Source organism: Acidithiobacillus acidisediminis, assembly GCF_023277115.1.
In the GTDB taxonomy this organism is placed as follows: domain Bacteria; phylum Pseudomonadota; class Gammaproteobacteria; order Acidithiobacillales; family Acidithiobacillaceae; genus Igneacidithiobacillus; species Igneacidithiobacillus acidisediminis.
This window is the reverse complement of the sequence record NZ_JALQCS010000001.1, coordinates 1,967,604-1,988,137: the sequence shown is the minus strand read 5'-3', so window position 1 is coordinate 1,988,137 and position 20,534 is coordinate 1,967,604. Positions and strand designations below refer to the sequence as shown.

Here is a 20,534-nt window from a genome sequence, read left to right as displayed (position 1 = left end):
AGAGGGAATTGCACGTTTTGCCGTGCAAATAATGCAGGTGCCGATGTAATGTCGTGTGTATACGCCCACCCTTCGGGTTGGGCTTTTATCCGCACAAACGCACCCCTTTGGGGGGACGCTCCGCTTGCATTTGTGCTGCGTCCCGAAATCACGAATCCGGCGCGATTTCTGCTCTCAGCACCCTCGGCTTGGTCATCGGCATGGGATGGGCGATGGGTACCGAGGCGGGGACATCGCAATGCGCGAATCCCTGCACCCGTCCCTCTCGCTGGACTTGTGGGGGTCATCGAAGAGCGCGAACGGGGCTGGCGGCTAGCTCCCCTGAACCTGCGTCTTGCAGATTCCCGCTCCAGGCTCCGTCCTAGCTCGCTGCGCTCACCCTCACTTCGCAGTCACGTTCGCATTGGCTTGGCAGTGGAATGGCTAGATGCCCATGCCTTGGTCTGGAGCGCGGCTACGATTTTTTTCGGCGTTCGATACGATGCGCGATTTCTCTTTGTCCACGACGCCGCGATGAATTTGTTCTTCCTCCCGAGTGCGGCTGGCTTGGAAAGATAGGACTTTGCTAGCCTGCTGTCTGGCGGCCTGTGTTGTACCGCGCATTTCCGCATCCCGAGCAGATTCCTGTAGGACATATTTACCCCAACTTTCTGCAAGCTTCGTCTTGTTGTCGGTGATAATCTCCAGATGATGCTTTTCCCGGCTCAGAGCGACATAGCCAAGGTTTGCGCCGGCTTTAGTCTGTTCGGCAATGATAATGGCGCGATCTACTGTAGCCCCCTGCGAGGCATGAACCGTTCGGCAGTATCCGTAATCCATTACTTCACTGGACTTCAATTCCACCCATTTACCGTCACCCATGTTGGCAAATAATTTGCCATCGGAAATTGCGATTACAGCATCATCACCGTTTCGGAGATCGATATCCCGACTCTTGTCATTTTTTCGGAACAGGACTTTGTCACCGTCGCGCAGTTCCATTTGCCGCGTATTGTACAGTTGCAGCTTTGTCGAAGGCGTGAGGTTTGCCGGCACTTTCCCTTCTTCGTGCAGTGGGACGACTTGCAGCTTTCCATTCTCTGTCCCCACGATCTTCCAACGGGTACCCCGCGCTCCGACTCCTTTCTCCTCTCGGCCCAGCTCTACCACCTGTCCCGACTGGTAGAATGCCGCCTGGCCCTGATGGGCTGTGCTCAGGCTGACCTTGTCCAGTGCGGTGAGCATTACGGAGTCTCGGCCCAATTCTGCCCGTTCGATGAGGCCCCTTCGGATCTGTGCATTAGCGGCCTGCCGGGTGCCATTCGTGGCAGCAAGGACTAAGGTCTGGTTCCGGTCTTCGGGAGACAGCCGCAAGTAGGCTTCTGCTGCAGCCTTCGCCAACACTTCCTGCTTGACGCTTTTGTCGAGCTTCTTTTGACCTTGCTCAGGCGTGGGCATTGCAAATTCGCGGATATACGGTTCAGCAAGCTGCAATCCTTTCTGGGCGTCTCCGCTGGCGAAAGCCTCGGCGATCGCCAGTAGCGCCTTATCCTTCTGCCGGTTGATCTGGCTGATAGTGGCCTGCCGGAATTCGTTACACTGTAACAACTGCTCGAAGGGGTTGCCGGCCTGCACGGCTTGCAGTTGTTTGGGATCGCCCACAACCAGTGTCCGCCCCCCGTCCCGCTCCGCACGCCGATAAAATCGTAGGAGATCCTTGCGGGACACCATGCCCGCCTCATCAACGACATAGAGGACCTTCCCAGGGCTCTCTGCGGGCTTACTCCGCAGAAAGGACTCGAGAGTCTGGGTTTCGCAGCCCGCCGATCGCAGCTCTGCCGCAGCTTTGGCCGAAGGAGCGAGCCCGATTACCTGGTATCCCGCTTGCCGATACTGTTCCACGATGACGGCCATGCTGGTGGTTTTCCCGGCGCCGGCCGCACCCACGATGCCTTGGTGTCGTTCGCGACCACTGAGGGCCATCTGTATGGCTTCCCTCTGCCCTTCGGTATAGGTCCAGCCTTGCGCTTTCTCCCTTATCTCCAGCAGCGCCGACACGGCTTCTGGAGACTGAAGCGCTTCCGATTGCCCCTGTGTGGCAATTGACTGGATCACCAACTCTTCTTGAACGGCCCGTGTGGTGGTGTGCAGCTTGCGGATCTTGCCGGTTCCATCCCGGTCCACCTGTCCGCCATCCAGTAGTTCTGGGGCCGCCTGCAGGGCAGAGTCGATGGCCTCAATGGGTAGGCCCTGCACCATACCCTGCCGCAGAGCCTCGGCCCGGACTGCCGACACCGAAAATACCGTTTCGTGCTCACTGCAGTGATCCAGCCCAATCTCTACAGCCACCGCAGCTTGATCATGCGGGGGCTCTTTGCGCTCATTCGCTCGCCTCCTGCTTTTCAGCCATAGCTCATGGGTGGGGACCTTGGCCTCTCGTAGGCGTTGCCGCCACTCCCAACGTTGCTCCGACTGGCTCAACTGGCGTTTGTCCGCGCGAGTTACAGCCCACGCAGCGTCCCGTTGTGCCACGCTGGCGTTCTTAATGCCGCCAGTCTCCGCCAGGTTTGTCTTGATCTGCTCCCGCCGCCGACTGAACGCCTCGATCTGCTCGCGGCTGATGCCCGCTACTTCGAACCCAGTTGCACTTTGCTCCAGTTCGTAGCCATGCTCTACGGCCAATCGGGCCATTGTGGCCAGATAAATCGCATCGGCTTCTTTCTGGAGCTCACAGTCGACGCCCTGGTCATTGTTGATGCTGGTCCATTGCCCATCGGCCCGACGCATGGCATTGATGACTGTCACATGGCTATGCAGGTCCATATCCACCAGACTATCGACTGGACGGGCGTCCTCGTGCCGATGCACGGCGGCGATAATATCTCCGTTGTACTCGGACACCATGCCGCCCTTGCCCAGACGGGCATAGACCATTCTTTCCTGCAGGAAGACTACGGCAGCCTTGACGCCCTCGTCGTGCCACACTTTCCAGCGTTCGTCCTCGCAGGCTATCATAGACACCGACTTGGGAGCACTGATGACATAGCCATCCCCCATGCGACGGTTTTCGTGCCTGGCCGCCAAATCCGTGCCATCTGGCAGCTTACCTTCCAATAATTCCTTGAACTGGACCGTGTCCACCGCTCCTGTCAGACCCAGCGTTTGCGCACCACGGCCCGCCCAGAAAGAAGGCGCCCCCCCGCTCTCGCTGTAATAACCAACCGCATGTTCTGCCGATTCGCCCACGTGCTCGTTGCGCAGGTAGTTCGCGACCCCTGCCGCACCGCCACTGCTTTTGATAGGTTTGACCCGAATCATCCCACACCCCGCCATCCAATGGTTCCTGTGAATAGCTGTCGTGGTGTCAACGAAAATGATTTTGTTCTCAGGTTACTTGGGAGTGCAGCCGGGCTGTACTGCGCTCATCGGCATTCGTGGTATAAATCATGCAGACAGCCAAAGGAGTCCAGATACCCAGAGGGCGCGAGATAACCGAAGAATCCAGACTCGACTCCTGCCCCATAACTAAATTGAAAAAAGGTGAAAGCGCAAAAATGGCCAAGACACTTGAAGCCCACGACAAACTGATCCGGGAGATCTTCGAAGGCAGCTACCAGTTCGAGATTCCGGACTACCAGCGTCCCTACGCCTGGACAACCGAGCAGGCCACAGAGCTGTTCGATGATCTGTACTCGGCGATGCAGGACGCGCGTGTCTCAGGGGCCAGCAGCCAATACTTCCTGGGCAGCATCGTTCTGATCAAGAACGACCGGGACCCGAAATCTTCGGTGGTCGACGGTCAGCAACGCCTGTCTACGCTCACGATGCTGTTTGCCGTGTTGCGCACCGTGATGCCGGATGCAGCAGACGACATCACCGACTTCCTCTACAAAAAGGGCAAGGTCAGTCTTGGCGAGATAAACGAGTACCGCCTGACCGCCCGTGAGGAAGATGCCGACTTCTTCCGCACCAATATCCAGGAGCCGGGCGGCATCACGCAGTTGGTTGCCAGCACGGACAAGCTGGAAGACAGCCGCCTGCGTTACCGCGAAAACGCTATGCTGCTGCTTGCCAAGGCCAAGGCGATACCACCCGCCGACCTCATTGCGCTGTGGCAGTTCCTGGCCAACGATTGCTCGCTGGTTGTCATCTCCACGCCCGACCTCGAAGCCGCATACCGCATCTTCTCTGTACTCAACAACCGGGGACTCGACCTCGCGCCCATCGACATCATCAAGGCGCAGGTGCTGGGCCTGATCCGTACCACGGCAGGCGACGTCAAGAGCCGGGCCTACGCCAAAGAGTGGAGCCGCATCGAGACTGCCCTGGGTCGCGACGCCTTCGGAGACCTGTTCGGCCACATCCGCAGCATCTACGCCAAGAAGAAGCAAAAGTACACGCTGGTCAAGGAATTCCAGGAGCACGTCACCGAATGCAAGGCTCCCATCGACCTCGTCGACAAGGTCATCAAACCCTACGCCGAGGTGTGGGACTTCGTGCGCGACGCCGACTTTGAGGCCACGGAGCACGCCGAGACCATCAACGAGCACTTGTCTTGGCTCAATCGTGTGGACTTCAAGGACTGGGTGCCACCGGCACTGGTCTATTTCAAGCGCTTCCGGCAGCAGCCCAAACTGCTCGCAGAATTTTTCCAGTCGCTAGAACGCCTGACCTACTTCCTGCTGGTCACTAAGGTCGGCATCAACGAGCGCATCGAAACCTACGCCGCGCTCACCAAGGAAATTGAACCGGAGACCTTCAAGGGGGATCTGGCTGCGCTCACCACGCTGGCGCTGACAGACGCGCAAAAGCGCAAGTTCGTCGCGGCACTCGATGGAGACGTGTACGACGATCTGCCCAAGGCACGGATGGCGCTGGTTTTGCGCCTTGAGTCCTTGGTGCGCGCCCCCGGAGTGCAGCTTCAAGATGCCGTGTCTCTAGAACACGTCTTGCCACAAAGCCCGCCCGACGGTTCGGGCTGGATCAAGTGGTTCCCGGACGAAGACGAGCGCGATGGCTGGACGCACCGTTTGGCCAATCTGGTACCTTTGGATAGAAAAAAGAATTCATCTGCGGGCAACTACGATTTTGCCAAGAAGAAGGACGCCTACTTTAGGGGCAAAGGCAAGGCGTCGCCCTTCGTGTTGACGCAGGAAGTCAGAGCAGAAAACGAGTGGACGCCCACGCTTCTGGCCGAGCGCCAGAAACGCCTTGTCGGCGTGCTCAAAGATCACTGGAATCTCGCCGTTTCCACAACAGGCACGGCGGAGAACTGAGGAACGTGTCGATGCAGAAGAAACAACAACAAGACCAGAGCCAGATCAAATGGATTTCTGACTTCATCTGGAACATCGCTGACGACCGTCTGCGCGATGTCTATGTGCGCGGCAAGTACCGCGACGTGATCCTGCCCTTCACCGTGCTGCGGCGGCTCGACGCCGTGCTCGAAGCCACCAAGGACGCGGTGCTGAAGCGCAAGAAGTTTCTCGACACCCACGAGGTGGCCGAGCAGGACGGTGCGCTGCGCATGGCGGCAGGCCAGGCCTTCTACAACGTCTCGGAATTCACGCTGGCCAAGCTGAAAGCCAGCGCGGCAGGCCAGCGGCTTCGTAATGACTTCATTGCGTATCTGGACGGCTTCTCGCCCAACGTGCAGGAGATCCTCACCAAGTTCAACTTCCGCAACCAAATCCAGAAGCTGGTGGATTCCCACGTCCTCGGCTACCTGATCGAGGACTTCCTCGACCCCGAGGTCAATCTTGCGCCGCTGCCCGTCAAGGATGCCGACGGCCGCATCAAGCTGCCCGCGCTGGACAACCACGGCATGGGCACGGTGTTCGAGGAGCTGATCCGCCGCTTCAACGAAGAAAACAACGAAGAGGCAGGCGAGCACTTCACCCCGCGCGACGTGGTGCAGCTCATGGCCAAGCTGCTGTTCCTGCCGGTGGCCGACCGCATCGAGTCCAGCACCTATTCGCTCTACGACGGCTCCTGCGGCACCGGCGGCATGCTCACCGTGGCCGAGGAAGCGCTCCACGAGTTGGCCGAGCAGCATGGCAAGGAAGTGTCGATCCACCTGTTCGGGCAGGAGATCAGCGACGAAACCTACGCCATCTGCAAGGCAGACCTACTCCTGAAGGGCGAAGGCGCGGAGGCGGAGAACATCGTCGGTGGCGCGGACAAATCCACCTTGTCCGCCGACCAGTTCCGCAGCCGCGAATTCGATTTCATGATCTCCAACCCGCCCTACGGCAAGAGTTGGAAGACCGATCTGGAGCGCATGGGCGGCAAGAAGGAATTCAACGACCCTCGCTTCATCGTCAGCCACGCGGGCAACAACGAGTTCAAGCTCATTACCCGCTCCAGCGACGGGCAGCTTATGTTCCAGGTGAACAAGCTGCAAAAGATGAAGCACAACACGCCGCTGGGCAGCCGCATTGCGCTGGTGCATAACGGCTCGGCGCTGTTCACAGGGGACGCAGGCCAGGGCGAGAGCAACATCCGCCGCTGGGTGCTGGAGAACGACTGGCTCGAAGCCATCATCGCCCTGCCGCTCAACATCTTCTACAACACTGGCATCGCCACCTACATCTGGGTACTGGCCAACAAGAAGGCCGAAGCGCGGCGTGGCAAAGTGCAGTTGATCGACGCATCTCAGTGGTCCCAGCCGCTGCGCCGCAACCTCGGCAAGAAGAACTGCGAACTCTCGGATGGAGACATCCAGCGAATCCTCGACCTCTACCTCGGCGAGGCGCAGGAAACCGCCGAGTCGAAATGGTTCGACACCCAGGACTTCGGCTACTGGAAGATCACCGTCGAGCGCCCGCTGCGCCTGAAAAACCAGCTCTCCGACGAGCGCATCGAGCCCCTGCGGTTTGCCACCGGCGACGAGGTGCTGCGCGCCGAGATCTACGCCACCCACGGCGAGGCGCTCTACACCGAGTTCGCCAAGCGCAAACCAGCCATCGAGGCGTGGCTGAAAGGCGAGGACGAGAACGAAGACGACGACAGCGAAGACAGCGACAGCGGCGATGATGGCGAAGCCTCCGCCGCCCGTAAGGCCGTGCCCGCCAAGCGCCGCAAGAAGCTGCTCGACGCATCGACGTGGCAGCGCGACAAGGGGCTGATGGAGGTGGCGCAGCGGGCGCAGCAGGCACTGGGCAGCGCCGTGTTTGATGACCACAATGAGTTCCGCTCCCGCTTCGATGCTGCGCTGAAGGCGCAGGGCGACAAGCTCGGCGCGCCGGAGAAGAAGGCCATCTATAAGGCGGTGAGCTGGCGCGACGAAGCCGCGCCGCCGGTCATCGCCAAGCGCAGCAAGCTCAAGGCGGGCGAGCATTTCGAGCCTGGCTTCGATGGCGCGTACCTGGAGACCGTGGGCAAGGATCGTTTCATCGTCGAGTACGAGCCTGACAGCGAGCTGCGCGACACCGAGCAGGTGCCGTTGAAGGAACCGGGCGGCATCGTCGCCTTCTTCGCCCGCGAAGTGCTGCCGCACGCGCCGGACGCCTGGATCGCCACGGATAAGACCCAGATCGGCTACGAGATTTCGTTTGCCCGCTATTTCTACAAGCCCGCGCCGCTGCGCACGCTGGCAGAAATCCGCGCCGACATCCTCGCGCTGGAGCGCCAGAGCGAAGGGTTGCTGCACAAGATCGTGGGGGGCGCGTAATGACGGTGGCGAGCGCGTACCCGAACTACCGGCAGCCGAAGATGCGCTGGTTACCCGCTGTGCCGGAACACTGGAGCGAGCAACGCGCCAAGACCTTTTTCCGCGAGGTGGATGAGCGCTCGAAGACCGGACAGGAAGAACTGCTGTCGGTGTCTCACCTCACTGGCGTTACTCCGCGCAGTCAAAAGAAGGTCACGATGTTCAAGGCTGCGAGCTACGTTGGCTCCAAACTGTGCCGTCCAGGCGACATCGTCATCAACACGCTGTGGGCGTGGATGGCGGCGCTTGGTGCGAGCAGGCACGTGGGCATCGTCAGTCCGGCCTACGGCGTGTACCGCCCGCACCACGCCGACAGCTTCAACCCGGCGTATCTCGATTACCTGTTGCGCACCCGCGCCTATGTCGCCGAATACATCGGGCGCTCGACGGGCATCCGATCCTCGCGCCTGCGCCTGTACCCGAACCAGTTCCTCGACATTGTGCTGATCCAGCCGCCGCGCCCCGAGCAAGACCAGATCGTCGCCTACCTGCGCGCGCAGGACGCGCACATCGCCCGCTTCATCAAGACCAAGCGTGATCTGATCAAGCTGCTCACCGAGCAGAAGCTGCGCATCATCGACCACGCTGTCACGCGCGGCCTTGATTCATCAGTAGCGCTGAAGCCGTCAGGCATCGAATGGCTGGGCGAGGTGCCCGAGCATTGGGAGGTAGCCCTCATTAAGCACGTCGCGGACGTGCGCTTCAGCGGTGTGGACAAACATTCACACGACCACGAAACACCGGTGCGCCTGTGCAATTACACCGACGTCTACAAGAATGACCGCATCACCGACGATATGGACTTGATGCGCGCCACAGCGACGGCGGCGGAGATCGCCCGCCTGACGCTGAACGCGGGCGATGTCATTCTGACGAAAGATTCCGAAACGCCGGACGACATCGGTGTACCCGCGTGGGTGCCGGAGGATTTGCCCGGCGTGGTTTGCGCGTATCACCTCGGCCTGCTGCGTCCCGTACCGGATCGCGTGTTGGGAGAGTTCCTGTTTCGCGCCATCGGCTCGGCGCGCACGGCGCAGCAGTTCCACGTTCTCGCCACCGGCGTCACGCGCTTTGCACTCGGCAAGCACGATGTGAAGAACGCAGTCATCGCGTTACCACCCATCGAGGAGCAAAAAGCCATCTGCCGCTGGATCACCGACGAATGCCAGCCGCTGGACGACGCCATTACCCGCACCGAAGAAGAAATCAAGCTAATCCGGGAATACCGCGATCGCCTGATTGCCGATGTGGTCACGGGCCAAGTGGACGTGCGGGGCTGGCAGCCCGGCCCGGAGGACGTGGTGGACGACACGGCGCTGGCTGCGCTCGTTGATGATTCAGAAGATGTGACCGAAGAGGAGGATGGCGATGGCGAAGACTGACACCAGCGAGCGCTGGTTCGAGGCGCGCGTGGTGCGCGGCCTGACCGGTGTGCCGCAGCCCGAGTACAGCCATGCGCTGGCTCCCACGGACTTCGCCGCCACCCACAACGGCTATGTTCAGGGCAAACCCACCGACTACAACCGCGACGTGGCGCTGGATGTGGTGCAGTTGCTGGCTTTCTTACAGGCCACCCAGCCCAAGGCGGTGGAAACGCTGGAACTGGCGGCGGACGGCATCAATCGCACCCAGTTCCTGCACCGGCTGCAGGGCGAGATCACCAAGCGCGGCGTGGTGGACTGTTTGCGCCACGGCGTGAGCCATGGGCCGGTACACGTCGATCTCTATAAGTTGCTGCCCACGCCGGGCAACGCTGCCGCTGCGGACGCCTTCGGCAAGAACATCTTCAGCGTCACCCGGCAGGTGCGCTACAGCAACGATTCCGGCAACGAACTGGACTTGGTTGTCTTCATCAACGGCCTGCCGGTGCTGACCTTCGAGCTGAAGAATTCGCTGACTAAGCAGACCCTGGCCGACGCCATCGTCCAGTACCAGACCACGCGAGAGCCCCGGGAACTGCTGTTCCAGCTGGGGCGTTGCGTGGCGCACTTCGCGGTGGATGACGCGGAGGCCGCGTTCTGCACCGAGCTGAAGGGCAAGGCGTCGTGGTTCCTGCCGTTCAACCAGGGCTGGAACAGCGGCGCAGGCAACCTGCCCAACCCGGATGGCCTGAAGACTGATTACCTGTGGAAGCAGGTGCTGACCCGCGAGTCGCTGGCCAACATCATCGAGAGCTACGCGCAGGTGGTGGAGGAGGAAGAAGCAGACGCCAGCGGCAAGAAACGCAAGAAACGCAAGCAGATCTTCCCGCGCTTCCATCAGTTGCGCACGGTGCGTGCACTGCTGCGCCGTGCCCACACCGATGGGGTGGGCAAGCGCTATCTGATCCAGCATTCGGCAGGCAGCGGCAAGAGCAACACGATTGCCTGGCTGGCGCACCAACTGGTGGAACTGCGCCGCAAGGACGACCCGATGACGGCGCAGTTCGACTCCATCATCGTCATCACCGACCGGCGCGCGCTGGACACGCAGATTGCCCGCACCATCAAGGGTTACGACCACGTGGCGGCGATCTTCGGCCACTCCGACAACGCGCAGGAACTGCGTGAGTACCTGCGCCGGGGCAAGAAGATCATCGTCACCACGGTGCAGAAATTCCCGTTCATCCTCGATGAGCTGGGTGACCTCAGCGACAAGAAGTTTGCGCTGTTGATCGACGAAGCGCATTCCAGCCAGGGCGGCAAGACCACGGCGCGGATGCACGAAGCCCTTGGCGGCAAAGCCGCCGCTCACGATTCCAGCGGCAAGGCTGCCGAAGAGGAGTTCGAAGAGGACAGCACGCAGGATGCGGTCAATGCCGAAATCGAGAAGCGCATTGCCTCGCGCAAATTGCTGGCCAACGCCAGCTACTTCGCATTCACGGCCACACCCAAGAACAAGACGCTGGAGTTGTTCGGCGAGAAGACCCTGGTTGGCGACAAAGTGCAGTTCCGCTCGCCCGAGGAACTGACCTACACCACCAAGCAGGCCATCCAGGAGAAGTTCATCCTCGACGTCGTGGAGAACTACACCACTTACGACAGCTTCTACCAAGTGGCCAAGACGGTGGCGGACGACCCGGAATTCGACAAGGTGAAGGCGCTGAAGAAGATCCGCCACTACGTCGAATCGCACGACAAGGCCATCCGTCGCAAGGCCGAGATCATGGTCGATCACTTCATCGCGCAGGTGGCGGGCAAGCAGAAGATCGGTGGCAAGGCACGGGCGATGATCGTGTGCAACGGCATCGCGCGGGCCATCGACTACTGGCGCGAGGTGTCGGACTACCTCACGCAGATCAAGAGCCCGTACAAGGCCATCGTGGCGTACTCGGGCGACTTCGAGATTGGCGGACAGAAGAAGACCGAGGCCGACCTCAACGGGTTTCCGAGCAAGGACATTCCGGCCAATCTCAAACAAGACCCGTATCGCTTCCTGATCGTTGCGAACAAGTTCGTCACCGGCTTTGATGAGCCCTTGCTGCACACGATGTACGTGGACAAGCCGCTGGCGGGCGTACTGGCGGTGCAGACCCTGTCACGCCTGAACCGCGCGCACCCGCAAAAGCACGACACTTTCGTGCTCGACTTCGCTGAAAATGCCGAGGCGGTGAAGGCGGCGTTTCAGGACTACTACCGCGCCACCATACAGACCGGCGAAACCGACGCCAACAAGCTGCACGACCTGAAACCCGAACTCGACGGGCAGCAGGTGTACAGCTGGCAGCAGGTGGAAGACTTGGTGGCGCTGTACCTGAGCGGCGCAGATCGGGACAAACTCGACCCCATCCTCGATGCTTGCGTGGCCGAATACACCGACAAGCTCGGCGAGGACGATCAGGTCAAATTCAAGGGCAAGGCCAAGGCCTTCGTGCGCAGCTACGGCTTCCTCGCCGCGATCCTGAGCTACGGTCACCCGACGTGGGAGAAGCTGTCGATCTTCCTGAATTTCCTTATCCCCAAGCTGCCCGCGCCCAAGGAGGAAGATCTTTCCAAGGGGGTGCTGGAGACCATCGACATGGACAGCTACCGGGTTGAGGCCAAAGCTGCGCTGAAGATGGCGATGGCCGACGCCGACGCCACCGTCGAGCCGGTGCCACCCGGTGGTGGAGGCGGCAAAGGCGAGGCAGACATCGACAGGCTCTCCGCAATCATCAAGACCTTCAACGACCTCTTCGGCAACATCGAGTGGAAGGACGAGGACAAGATCCGCAAGGTCATCGCCGAGGAGATCCCGGCGCGGGTGGCGCAGGACAAGGCCTACCAGAACGCACAAGCGAACTCCGACAAGCAAAACGCCAAGCTGGAGCACGACAAAGCGCTGAACCGCGTTGTGCTGGAGCTGCTGTCTGACCACACCGAACTGTTCAAGCAGTTCAGCGACAACCCCAACTTCAAGCGTTGGCTGACGGACACGGTGTTCGATGCGACTTACCACCCGGGGGCGGTGCCACCAAAGTCACCGCCGCCGACTGGGGTGTCGGCGTGAAATGTCCTTACAGGAAACAAACGGGATGAACGAACCCCAAGCCAACCAACAGGAAAAGGTTGCGGCCTTGCGTCGGGAAGCCGAGCGGATCGAGGAAGACGCGACTTATTCCAGCAAGAGCCATTTTAATGCCGCGCAGGTGTGGGAACGCTGCCATTACTGGTTGGGTATTCCGGCCACTGCATTTGCCGCTATCGCGGGGGCGGCTCTGTTCAAGAGCTATGCCGAGGTGGGTAGTGCATTGGCACTGCTGGCCTCGCTGCTGGCCGGTCTCATGACGTTTCTCAAGCCAAACGAGCGGGCTGCGATGCATCGGGTTGCGGCGGGACAGTTTCTGGCACTGCGCAACGATGCCCGCATTTTCCGTGAAGTCGAATTGCTGCAGGTGGAACTTCTGGGGAAACTGCCCGAACGCCTGAAGGCGCTTTCGGCCACGCGCAACGAATTGAACCAAAAAAGCCCAAGCGTCCCGCGTAGCGCGTTTGATTCCGCCCGCAAAGGCATCGAAGAAGGCGAAGCGACTCACAAGGTAGATAAGGAAGGTTGAAAGTATGTCGGTATTGAGTTTTCTCACCAGTACCGCCAGCAGCGCAGTGCTTTCTACTACTGAGCAGTCGTCAATCACGACCTCGATCTCGACATTGCAGTCGCGGATGTCGTCGCATTTCGCCAACGGTGTTATTAACCAGCACTTTCGCTTCGGGTCGTCGACTCGAGGCACGATCCTGCCCCGTTCGATGGATGAGCAGTCTGATATTGATTACATGGTGGTCTTCAGCGATGGCAGCGCTGCCCCGCAGACGTACCTGAATCGATTAAAGGATTTCGTCGAAAAGCGTTATGGATCGTCGGAAATTTATCAGTCAACTCCAACTATTGTGCTTGAGCTGAACCATATCAAATTCGACTTGGTGCCTGCGATAAAAACATGGCTCGGAGGACTTCGGATTCCCAATGGTACAGGTGGCTGGATGATTACGAATCCGAACGACTTCAACGCGACTCTTGAGGCGAAAAACAAGGAACACAAGTCGCTGATTAAACCAACCATTCGGCTATTTAAGTACTGGAATGCAACCGCTGGATTCCCGTTCCAATCCTTTAAGATGGAGAAATGGGTCTGCGGCCTGCGTTTTTGGTTTCTGGCAAATCAGAAGGACTACTTCCTTGCCGTCATTGATAACCTGAACACCAGCTCGTCGTACTCACAGTGGGTGAACAATGAGATCACGCGCGCAAGGAATATCGTGGCTAATGTCAGACAATACGAAAAGGATGATTTGCCGATAACGGCAGAGAATGAGGTCAAGAAGTTGTTCAGGCTCTGAGGGGAATTTCTATGGCGTTGAATCTGGCAAAAACCGTATTGGAATTATTGAAGTCGCGTTCCGCCGAAAAGCTGACGGCGAGACAAATCGCCGAGTGGATTTTTGAAAACTATCCCGTCGAGTGTAAGGAAAAGAAATCCAAAAGTCGAGGCGACTACATCAAGTCTGATGCGGATTTGGTGCAGCAGCTCGTCGCAGAAATCAGCTCGCAGCGCCCACGCATGCAAGCACGGCATCCAGAGCTAAAAACCACCGAGGGGCGGCCGCGCAAGTACTACTACTCGGAGCGAACGGACAGCGCAGAGGTGGCTGCGGTCGAAAGCGAAGGGGCAGCGTCGGCAGCAGATACGCATGCATCAAAAATCGGCGAGCACGCGCTGTACCCGATGCTCTCTCAATACCTTTGGGAGGAATTCGGCGTGTTCTCCAAACGCATCGACGAAAAGCGCTCCTCGAACAAACGCGGACCCAACGGCAACCGTTGGCTGTACCCGGATGTGGTCGGCATGGAGGATTTGAGCAAGGAATGGCACCGCGAAGTCCGCGATTGCGTCACGCAGTATTCCGACAAGCGCACCAAGCTGTGGTCATTCGAGGCCAAGCTGCTGATAAACCGTTCGAACGTGCGCGAGTGTTTTTTTCAGGCGGTTTCGAATTCGTCGTGGGCAAATTTCGGCTACCTGGTCGCGGCTGAAATCGGCGGCACCGATACGTTAAAGGAGCTACGGATGCTGTTTGCCGCCCACGGCATCGGCTTCATCAAGCTGGACGTGGACAATCCTGCCGACAGTCAGGTGCTGATTCCGGCCCGCGAGCGCGATGAGATCGATTGGGACATGGCCAATCGACTGGCCACGGAGAGCCGGGATTTTTTGGAATACTTGAAGCTGGTGAAGCAGTTCTACCAGACCGGCGAGGCGCGCCCGGCGGACTGGGACGTTCTGGAACTGAACGATTGACCGCCTATTCCAGGTGGCCGATGACGTCGGGGCGCTCTTCACCGTGCTGGAATGCGCTAAACCAGTCGTCGGGTTTATGGGTTGAGCCGCCTTGGCTTGTGGGTGGATATGGGGTGGATGGCAAAAACTAAGGCACCTAGAAAATCTCTCTAAGCGCCTGTTTTATTTGGTGGGTTGTGAGGGGATCGAACCCACGACCCGCTGATTAAGAGTTAGCGGAAGACTTGTTTCACAGTCTCTCACCATTTTGCACCTTCTATCATAATCTATTACATATCATGTAGTTAAACAGTCATTCTTTTGCATCATCTAGCACTGTCTGGGTTGTGATTTCCTCCCAAGCGTCTACTATACGTCTACTACGGAAACAATCAGCGGGTCGTGACCATGGTAGACAGAATCAAGATTTCCAAGCGGGCAGTAGACGCCATCCCCTTGCAAGCACCCGGCCAGCCGCCGAGGTTTTACCGGGATAACGAGCTCCGTGGGTTTGGACTCAAGGTGACGGAGCACAACAAAATCTTCGTTGCCGAACGCCGGGTCAACGGCAAACCCAAGCGGGTGACCATCGGTGCTTATGGCGCTCCATGGACGCCTGAGAATGCCCGCAACAGGGCACAGCAATTGTTGGCGGAGATGGCCGGTGGTGAACTGCCGACGGAAAAAAAGCGGCAGGAACGTGTCAAAGGGATCACGCTCAGGGAGGCGTTTCTACAATACGTTCAAGTGCGGGGTCTGACCCCTAAGACCATCAAAGAATATCAGCGGGCAGTGGATCTCTATCTGGCCGACTGGGCGGACCGTCCCCTGGCCAGCATCACACGGGAAAAGGTCAGTGAGCGGTTCAGCAGTCTTGCGGAAGAGAGGGGTGCCGCCACGGCCAACGTGGTGATGCGGGCCTTGCGGGCCATCATGAATTTCGCTATGCATCAGTACGGCACCGCGGAGCGCCCCTTGCTTCGAGAAAACCCGGTGCAGACGCTTTCCCACACCCGCGCATGGAAAAAGATTCCCCGGCGGCAGGGTTGCCTGAGGCCGGGGGACTTGGGCCGTTGGATGGCGGCGGTCAAGGAACTGGGCAACGCCACCCTGCGGGATTATTTGCTGTTCCTTTTATTTACCGGCCTGCGGCGGGAAGAGGCGGCCAGCCTGACCTGGGAGCAGGTGGACTTGGCCAACCGCATGGTGACCATCACCAATACCAAGAATCACGACCCGCTGGAGCTGCCCTTGCCGGAGTTCTTGGTGGACCTTTTGATCCAGCGCCGTGCTGAGGCTGGTCAAGCGGGAAGCCCTTTTGTATTCTCCAGCAGTGGGGCGAAGGGCTACGTGCAGGAACCTCGGAAGGCCCTTGCGGCGGTGGCGAAAAAAACAGGGGTCAGCGTCACCGTTCACGACCTGCGGCGCACCTTCATCACCGTTGCCGACAGCCTGGACATTAGCGCTTACGCCCTGAAGCGGCTGGTGAACCACCGCACCGACCGGGGAGATGTCACAGCGGGCTATATCGTTAGCGGCGTGGAGCGGCTACGGGAGCCTATGGACCGGATTGCCGGAGCTATTCTTGCTCAGGTCTCTGGATCAGATTCCCCTCCCTTCCGTTGATAGGCGGGGTCTTCATCATCGATGAGCTTCATCTTTTCGCCACGCTGAATACCTAGCTCCGGGGAGAAGCGGGATTCTGGGGGGCGGGCATTGTAGAGATCAAGCTGGGTAATACCCATGGCCTCCATGCACTGGAGGAAAAATGCCAAAGAAAAGCCACCCTTATGGATTTTCCTCCCGAGACCGTTGACATCAATCTCTACTCCACCCAGCTGAAGGCTGCGCGCCAAGTCTGTAGTTGTGAATCCGAGACGGAGCATCTCCCCTTTTAGGAGTTTCCTTGCCTTCTCATATGCAACCAAGTCCGCTTGCTTCAAGGGCTTCCTTCCAGCCTTTTTTTCCATATCACCTCCCTTCTTTTCAATTAGGATACCATCTTGTATGGCTGGCACGCAAGCATAGAAATAATCACCAGCTACATTTTTATGATGGCGTGCTACATTGTAATGTAGTTTAAAGAGGGTTAAGCTGCTCTTGTCGGCAGCAATTGGGCTGCCACCGCATGAGGTGAAATACAAATGCAACAGAGTATCAGCAATCTCTTAACAACCCGCGATGCCGCAGCCTACCTGCGGCTCTCCGAGTCGTGGCTCAACAAAGACCGCGTCCTTACCGGCCGCATCCCCTTCGTTCGCATCGGCCGAGCGGTCAGATACCGCCAGCACGACTTGGAGCAATTCATAGCCCAGTGCCAACACCTATCCACTTCAGACCGCAGAGGAGTTACGCAATGACAACATACATCACCGTTTTGCGACCCACTGACGAACTCATTCCACTTTCCAAGGACTTTCAGCTAACCGAAAACAACGTGGTGAAAACCGACCCCTACCCGAACTGCGCCGAGTTTGTTTGGGAGCAGCGGCCGGTAGAGGGTATCAGGGAGTTTCATACCCTGTTACAGGACATCTATCGGAATCGGCGCTGTGCAATAATTCGGGGGTTGCCCACGCCGCAAACGGAAAAAGTGACCAGGCGTACCAGCGAAGCCTTTCCCGAGGCCCCGGAGGGCACGCCCTGGGTAATGCTGGACATCGACGGCATACCCGCTCCTGAGGGTATTGCGCCCTGCAGCCTGCAAGCGGTGGAATATGTGGTCTCAATGCTGCCTCCCGAATTTCAGCAGGTCAGCTACGTGTACATGTTTTCAAATTCAGCGGGCATCATGAATCCGGGCGGCAGTTACTTAAAACCCGGTATCCGGGTACACCTCTTCTTCTGGCTGACCCGCCCCGTCCGAGGGGCCATGTTGGCCGCCCACCTGGAACAATTCTGCTTTCAGACTGGATTCTACAGTGTGGACTTGAACAAGGGTGGCATACCCATGGTGGTACTTGGTATTGATATGGCGCCGATCAAATCATCAAACCAGCTGCACTATACGGCGGAACCGATGATTGATAGCGGAATCAATTGTGACATCACCCACCAGGAGCGTCTGGGTTTCGTGGCTAAACCCGCAGACAGCGTGAACCTGCCGGATATTGCATCCGACTTGCCAGGCGCGGTAAATCGGCAAAGAAGGGAGATCAGGGAAACCTGGGCGGTGGAACATGGCCATCAGTTGCAAAGCCGAGTTGCCGAGGTGGATGGGCAACGCCGCCGTTACACCTGTCTGGTGCCTACTGATCCCAATGCGGTCCGCACAGGACGGACTTTGCAGGATACGAGGTTGCGGGGGAATGGCGCCATCTTGGTGCTCTATTTCACGGACGAAAACACCCCCGGGTCCTGGTTTGTAACCAAGGGTAAGCCTTGGCTCGCCCGGCGTTATGGTGACGAGACGGAGATTCCTCTTGAGGAGTTGTGTCCGGCAGCCGTCGATAAGGTGCGAGAACTGGGCTGGATCGAGGAGATTCGTGACGCAAGAGACGACGAGGTCGAATTTCCCTCTTTGCGCTTTGGTCCTTTCCAAGTGGATGAGAAGGCGGTGACCCATCATAGTGTTGGCAAGAAGGACATTCCGGTGGTCACTTGGCTGGCAACGCCCATCATTGTGGATGCCTTGGTTCGAGATCTGTCATCCGGACAGTGGTCATACCTGCTGAAGGTCTGGGATCCCGATGGGAGTTGCCATAACATCCGCCTCTTAGCTACCGATTTGACCTCTGAAAATTTCAGGCGGGCGCTGATGGATCACGGTGTTCGATGCAATACGACGACTAAAGGCCGGGAGCTTCTGGCATATTTTATCCAAGACTTTCCCGTAAACCGTCGTCTGACTCTGGTGGAATCCAGCGGCTGGCTGGATGAGGAATGCGCCGTCTTTGCTCTGCCCGATGCTGTTTTTGGGATTGCAGGTGACCAAGGAACTGACGGGTACCACATGGCAGAGCGCCTAATGGAATTTATGCAGGCCTACGGGCAGGCGGGGACTTTGGATGAGTGGCAGACCCATGTGGCGGCATTGTGCCAGGGCAATCCGCTCTTGGTGCTGGCGTTGTCTGCTGCTTTTCTGCCCCCTCTGCTACGCCTGACGGGAATGGAAAATATTGGTGTCCATTTCCGTGGCCCCAGCAGCTCAGGTAAGACCAGGTTGCTTAAGGTGGCCTCATCGGTGTGGGGGGATCCGCAGCAATATATCAATAGTTGGCGGACGACGGATAATGCACTGGAAACCTTGGCTGCGGCCCGCAACGATGCACTCTTGACGCTGGACGAACTGGGTTCCCTTTCAGCAGCTTCGGCAGGGGATGCTACATATTTGCTTGGTAATGGGCAAGGAAAGGGGCGAATGCGGGCGGATGCTTCCGCAAGACCGGTGACGAAATTCCGGCTGGTTTTTCTGTCTTCTGGGGAAATCTCACTGAATCAGTTGCTTCACCAGACCAACCAGCGTTCTATGGCAGGACATGAGGTGCGTTTGCTTGACGTCAAGGCCGACGCTGGGGCGGGGATGGGCATCATTCAAAGCCTCAACGGCTTTCAAAGCGCCCGGGAGTTGGTGGATCATCTTGATGAGGCCAGCCGTCGGTTCTATGGCACACCCATCAGGGCCTTCTTGACTCGGTTACTGGCTACAACCGAGGATAAGGATTGGACCGTTGCGCGTTTCGATGCGCAGATCCACCGCCTGCAGGCGGACTGGCACGTCCGAGGTGGAGACAACCAAGTGCATCGCGTTGCTCAACGCTTCGCTGCTGTAGCTGCCGCTGGGGAACTGGCAATTTTATGGCATATTCTTCCTTTTCAAGAGGGTGAAGCCATTGCGGCAGCACAGTGGTGTTTCCAGGCCTGGCTGAATGAACGAGGGGGTTCGGAATCCACTGATATCATCCGCGCTTATGAGGCATTGGTGCAAAAATTGCATCTCTACGGCTCTGCCCGCTTTGAGTGGATAAACCGCTCTGGACAAATTGGTCTGGGGGAAGGCACCAGGGTCCCAAACCCGTGCTGGGGTTATGGCAAGTGGATAGATAGCAGCGAAGCCAACCCGCAGTTTGAGTTTTGGATTCCTGTGCCGACTTTTGAGGCCGAGTTTTGCCAGGGGGTGACGAAGCAACAGCTGGCGGAACACTTGGTAGCTAAGGGCTTCATGGACCTGCCTAAGGCCGATACACGACGAGTCCCAGATATGAGACCAATGCGGGTGTACGCCGTCAAAGGTGCAATCCTTTCCGGAGAATTGCCCGAGGAGCAATTAGATACTGCCGTTTTTGAGGTGACAGGGGGGGGCAGCGGTTAGGGAAGAGTGATGTCAAGTCGGCGGTTGCCAGGGTGCCACTTTGGTGGCCGCCGAAGGACCCTCAGATGCAGCTTGTAACGCTGTAACGCCTGTAACGCGCCTCTAGGGGAGAGAGCTGAATATATATGAGCTTTATAGAGAGATGATATTTTCTTTATTAATTAATTAAAAGAACGTAACAGGCGTTACAGCGTTACAAGATTGTTTATATTGATTTTTATTGTAACGGAAGGAAAATCCGTGCGTTACGCGCGTTACAGCTTGAGCCCCAGTCTTCGCTCACGGCTCCCACACCCCGCCGTGACTCCGAATTCGCCGTTGGGCCAACCGCGGTTGTGCCTGTTGGCGTTCAAACAGACGGTCACTGAAAGTTCCTCAAAAAAAACCGCCACCGCGGTGTGCCGGTGACATCCACGACCGAACGCACCTGCACCCCCACGCCTGACCTGTGGATGCCCGGCAGTTCAGCCGACGCCCATCAGTGGACTCCATAGAAACCTTACTACCGCACCGGAGCCAGACGCGCAATAAAGCCGAGACGTCTTCCAGCCAACCGCATGCTCGGGGTGGGCCACGTTGGATCGTCTACGTCACGATGCTTATCGGCTGATCCTGGAGGGCGATAGTTTTCGCCCCCCCCCCAAAAAAACATCATTGCGAAAGGAGCAAAAAACACCCATTCTTAACACTGTTCGAGACCCCATTTCAGGCACTTTGAAAATGGCGCCATTACGCCGCACATCGGTGGCGCCATATTGCCGGTCAGTGACAACGGACATTTCTACCTATGTCTGGATCCT

The 20,534-nt window shown here is 58.3% G+C and carries 12 protein-coding genes; 10 read left to right on the top strand and 2 right to left on the bottom strand.

The genetic code is table 11. The annotated features are described in order from the left end of the window. Nucleotides 1-423: 423 nt before the first annotated feature. The gene (gene mobF, locus M5D89_RS09930; protein ID WP_248885654.1) at nt 424-3,297 is read right to left on the bottom strand and encodes a MobF family relaxase; all 2,874 of its coding nucleotides are present in this window, start codon (nt 3,295-3,297) and stop codon (nt 424-426) included. A 236-nt stretch (nt 3,298-3,533) separates the two neighbouring features. On the opposite strand from mobF, the gene M5D89_RS09925 reads away from it, so the two are divergent. The 8 genes from M5D89_RS09925 (at nt 3,534) to M5D89_RS09890 (ending at nt 16,049) form a co-directional block, all read left to right on the top strand. After that, the gene (locus M5D89_RS09925; protein ID WP_248885652.1) at nt 3,534-5,255 is read left to right on the top strand and encodes a DUF262 domain-containing protein; all 1,722 of its coding nucleotides are present in this window, start codon (nt 3,534-3,536) and stop codon (nt 5,253-5,255) included. An 11-nt stretch (nt 5,256-5,266) separates the two neighbouring features. After that, the gene (locus M5D89_RS09920; RefSeq protein ID WP_248885651.1) at nt 5,267-7,651 is read left to right on the top strand and encodes a type I restriction-modification system subunit M; all 2,385 of its coding nucleotides are present in this window, start codon (nt 5,267-5,269) and stop codon (nt 7,649-7,651) included. Further along, nucleotides 7,651-9,072, top strand: a complete 1,422-nt coding sequence (locus M5D89_RS09915; protein WP_248885650.1) for a restriction endonuclease subunit S — start codon at nt 7,651-7,653, stop codon at nt 9,070-9,072. Before M5D89_RS09920 ends, M5D89_RS09915 begins: the two co-directional genes overlap by 1 nt. Continuing rightward, nucleotides 9,059-12,157: a type I restriction endonuclease subunit R gene (locus tag M5D89_RS09910; protein ID WP_248885648.1), complete on the top strand. Its 3,099-nt coding sequence runs from the start codon at nt 9,059-9,061 to the stop codon at nt 12,155-12,157. Before M5D89_RS09915 ends, M5D89_RS09910 begins: the two co-directional genes overlap by 14 nt. A gap of 25 nt (nt 12,158-12,182) precedes the next feature. After that, nucleotides 12,183-12,704, top strand: coding sequence for an SLATT domain-containing protein (locus tag M5D89_RS09905; protein ID WP_248885647.1), 522 nt, complete (start codon nt 12,183-12,185; stop codon nt 12,702-12,704). A 4-nt stretch (nt 12,705-12,708) separates the two neighbouring features. Continuing rightward, a complete protein-coding gene (locus M5D89_RS09900) occupies nt 12,709-13,485 on the top strand; it encodes an SMODS domain-containing nucleotidyltransferase (RefSeq protein ID WP_248885646.1) in 777 nt (258 codons plus the stop codon). An 11-nt stretch (nt 13,486-13,496) separates the two neighbouring features. Continuing rightward, nucleotides 13,497-14,444 carry a COG2958 family protein gene (locus M5D89_RS09895; RefSeq protein WP_248885645.1) on the top strand — a complete coding sequence of 316 codons (948 nt, stop codon included), beginning with the start codon at nt 13,497-13,499 and terminating at the stop codon, nt 14,442-14,444. A 387-nt stretch (nt 14,445-14,831) separates the two neighbouring features. Continuing rightward, entirely contained in the window at nt 14,832-16,049 is a 1,218-nt protein-coding gene (locus M5D89_RS09890) for a site-specific integrase (RefSeq protein ID WP_248885644.1), read from the top strand. Here the strand turns inward: M5D89_RS09890 and M5D89_RS09885 are convergent. After that, nucleotides 16,013-16,393: a DUF6471 domain-containing protein gene (locus M5D89_RS09885; protein WP_248885642.1), complete on the bottom strand. Its 381-nt coding sequence runs from the start codon at nt 16,391-16,393 to the stop codon at nt 16,013-16,015. The two genes, M5D89_RS09890 and M5D89_RS09885, sit on opposite strands and share 37 nt — an antisense overlap. A gap of 174 nt (nt 16,394-16,567) precedes the next feature. Between M5D89_RS09885 and M5D89_RS14450 the strand changes: the two genes are divergently transcribed. Next, complete coding sequence (locus M5D89_RS14450) at nt 16,568-16,783, top strand: helix-turn-helix domain-containing protein (protein ID WP_431307155.1); 216 nt, start codon at nt 16,568-16,570, stop codon at nt 16,781-16,783. Nucleotides 16,784-17,133: 350 nt separating this feature from the next. Continuing rightward, nucleotides 17,134-19,734: a DUF927 domain-containing protein gene (locus M5D89_RS09875; RefSeq protein WP_248885638.1), complete on the top strand. Its 2,601-nt coding sequence runs from the start codon at nt 17,134-17,136 to the stop codon at nt 19,732-19,734. Nucleotides 19,735-20,534: the final 800 nt, after the last annotated feature.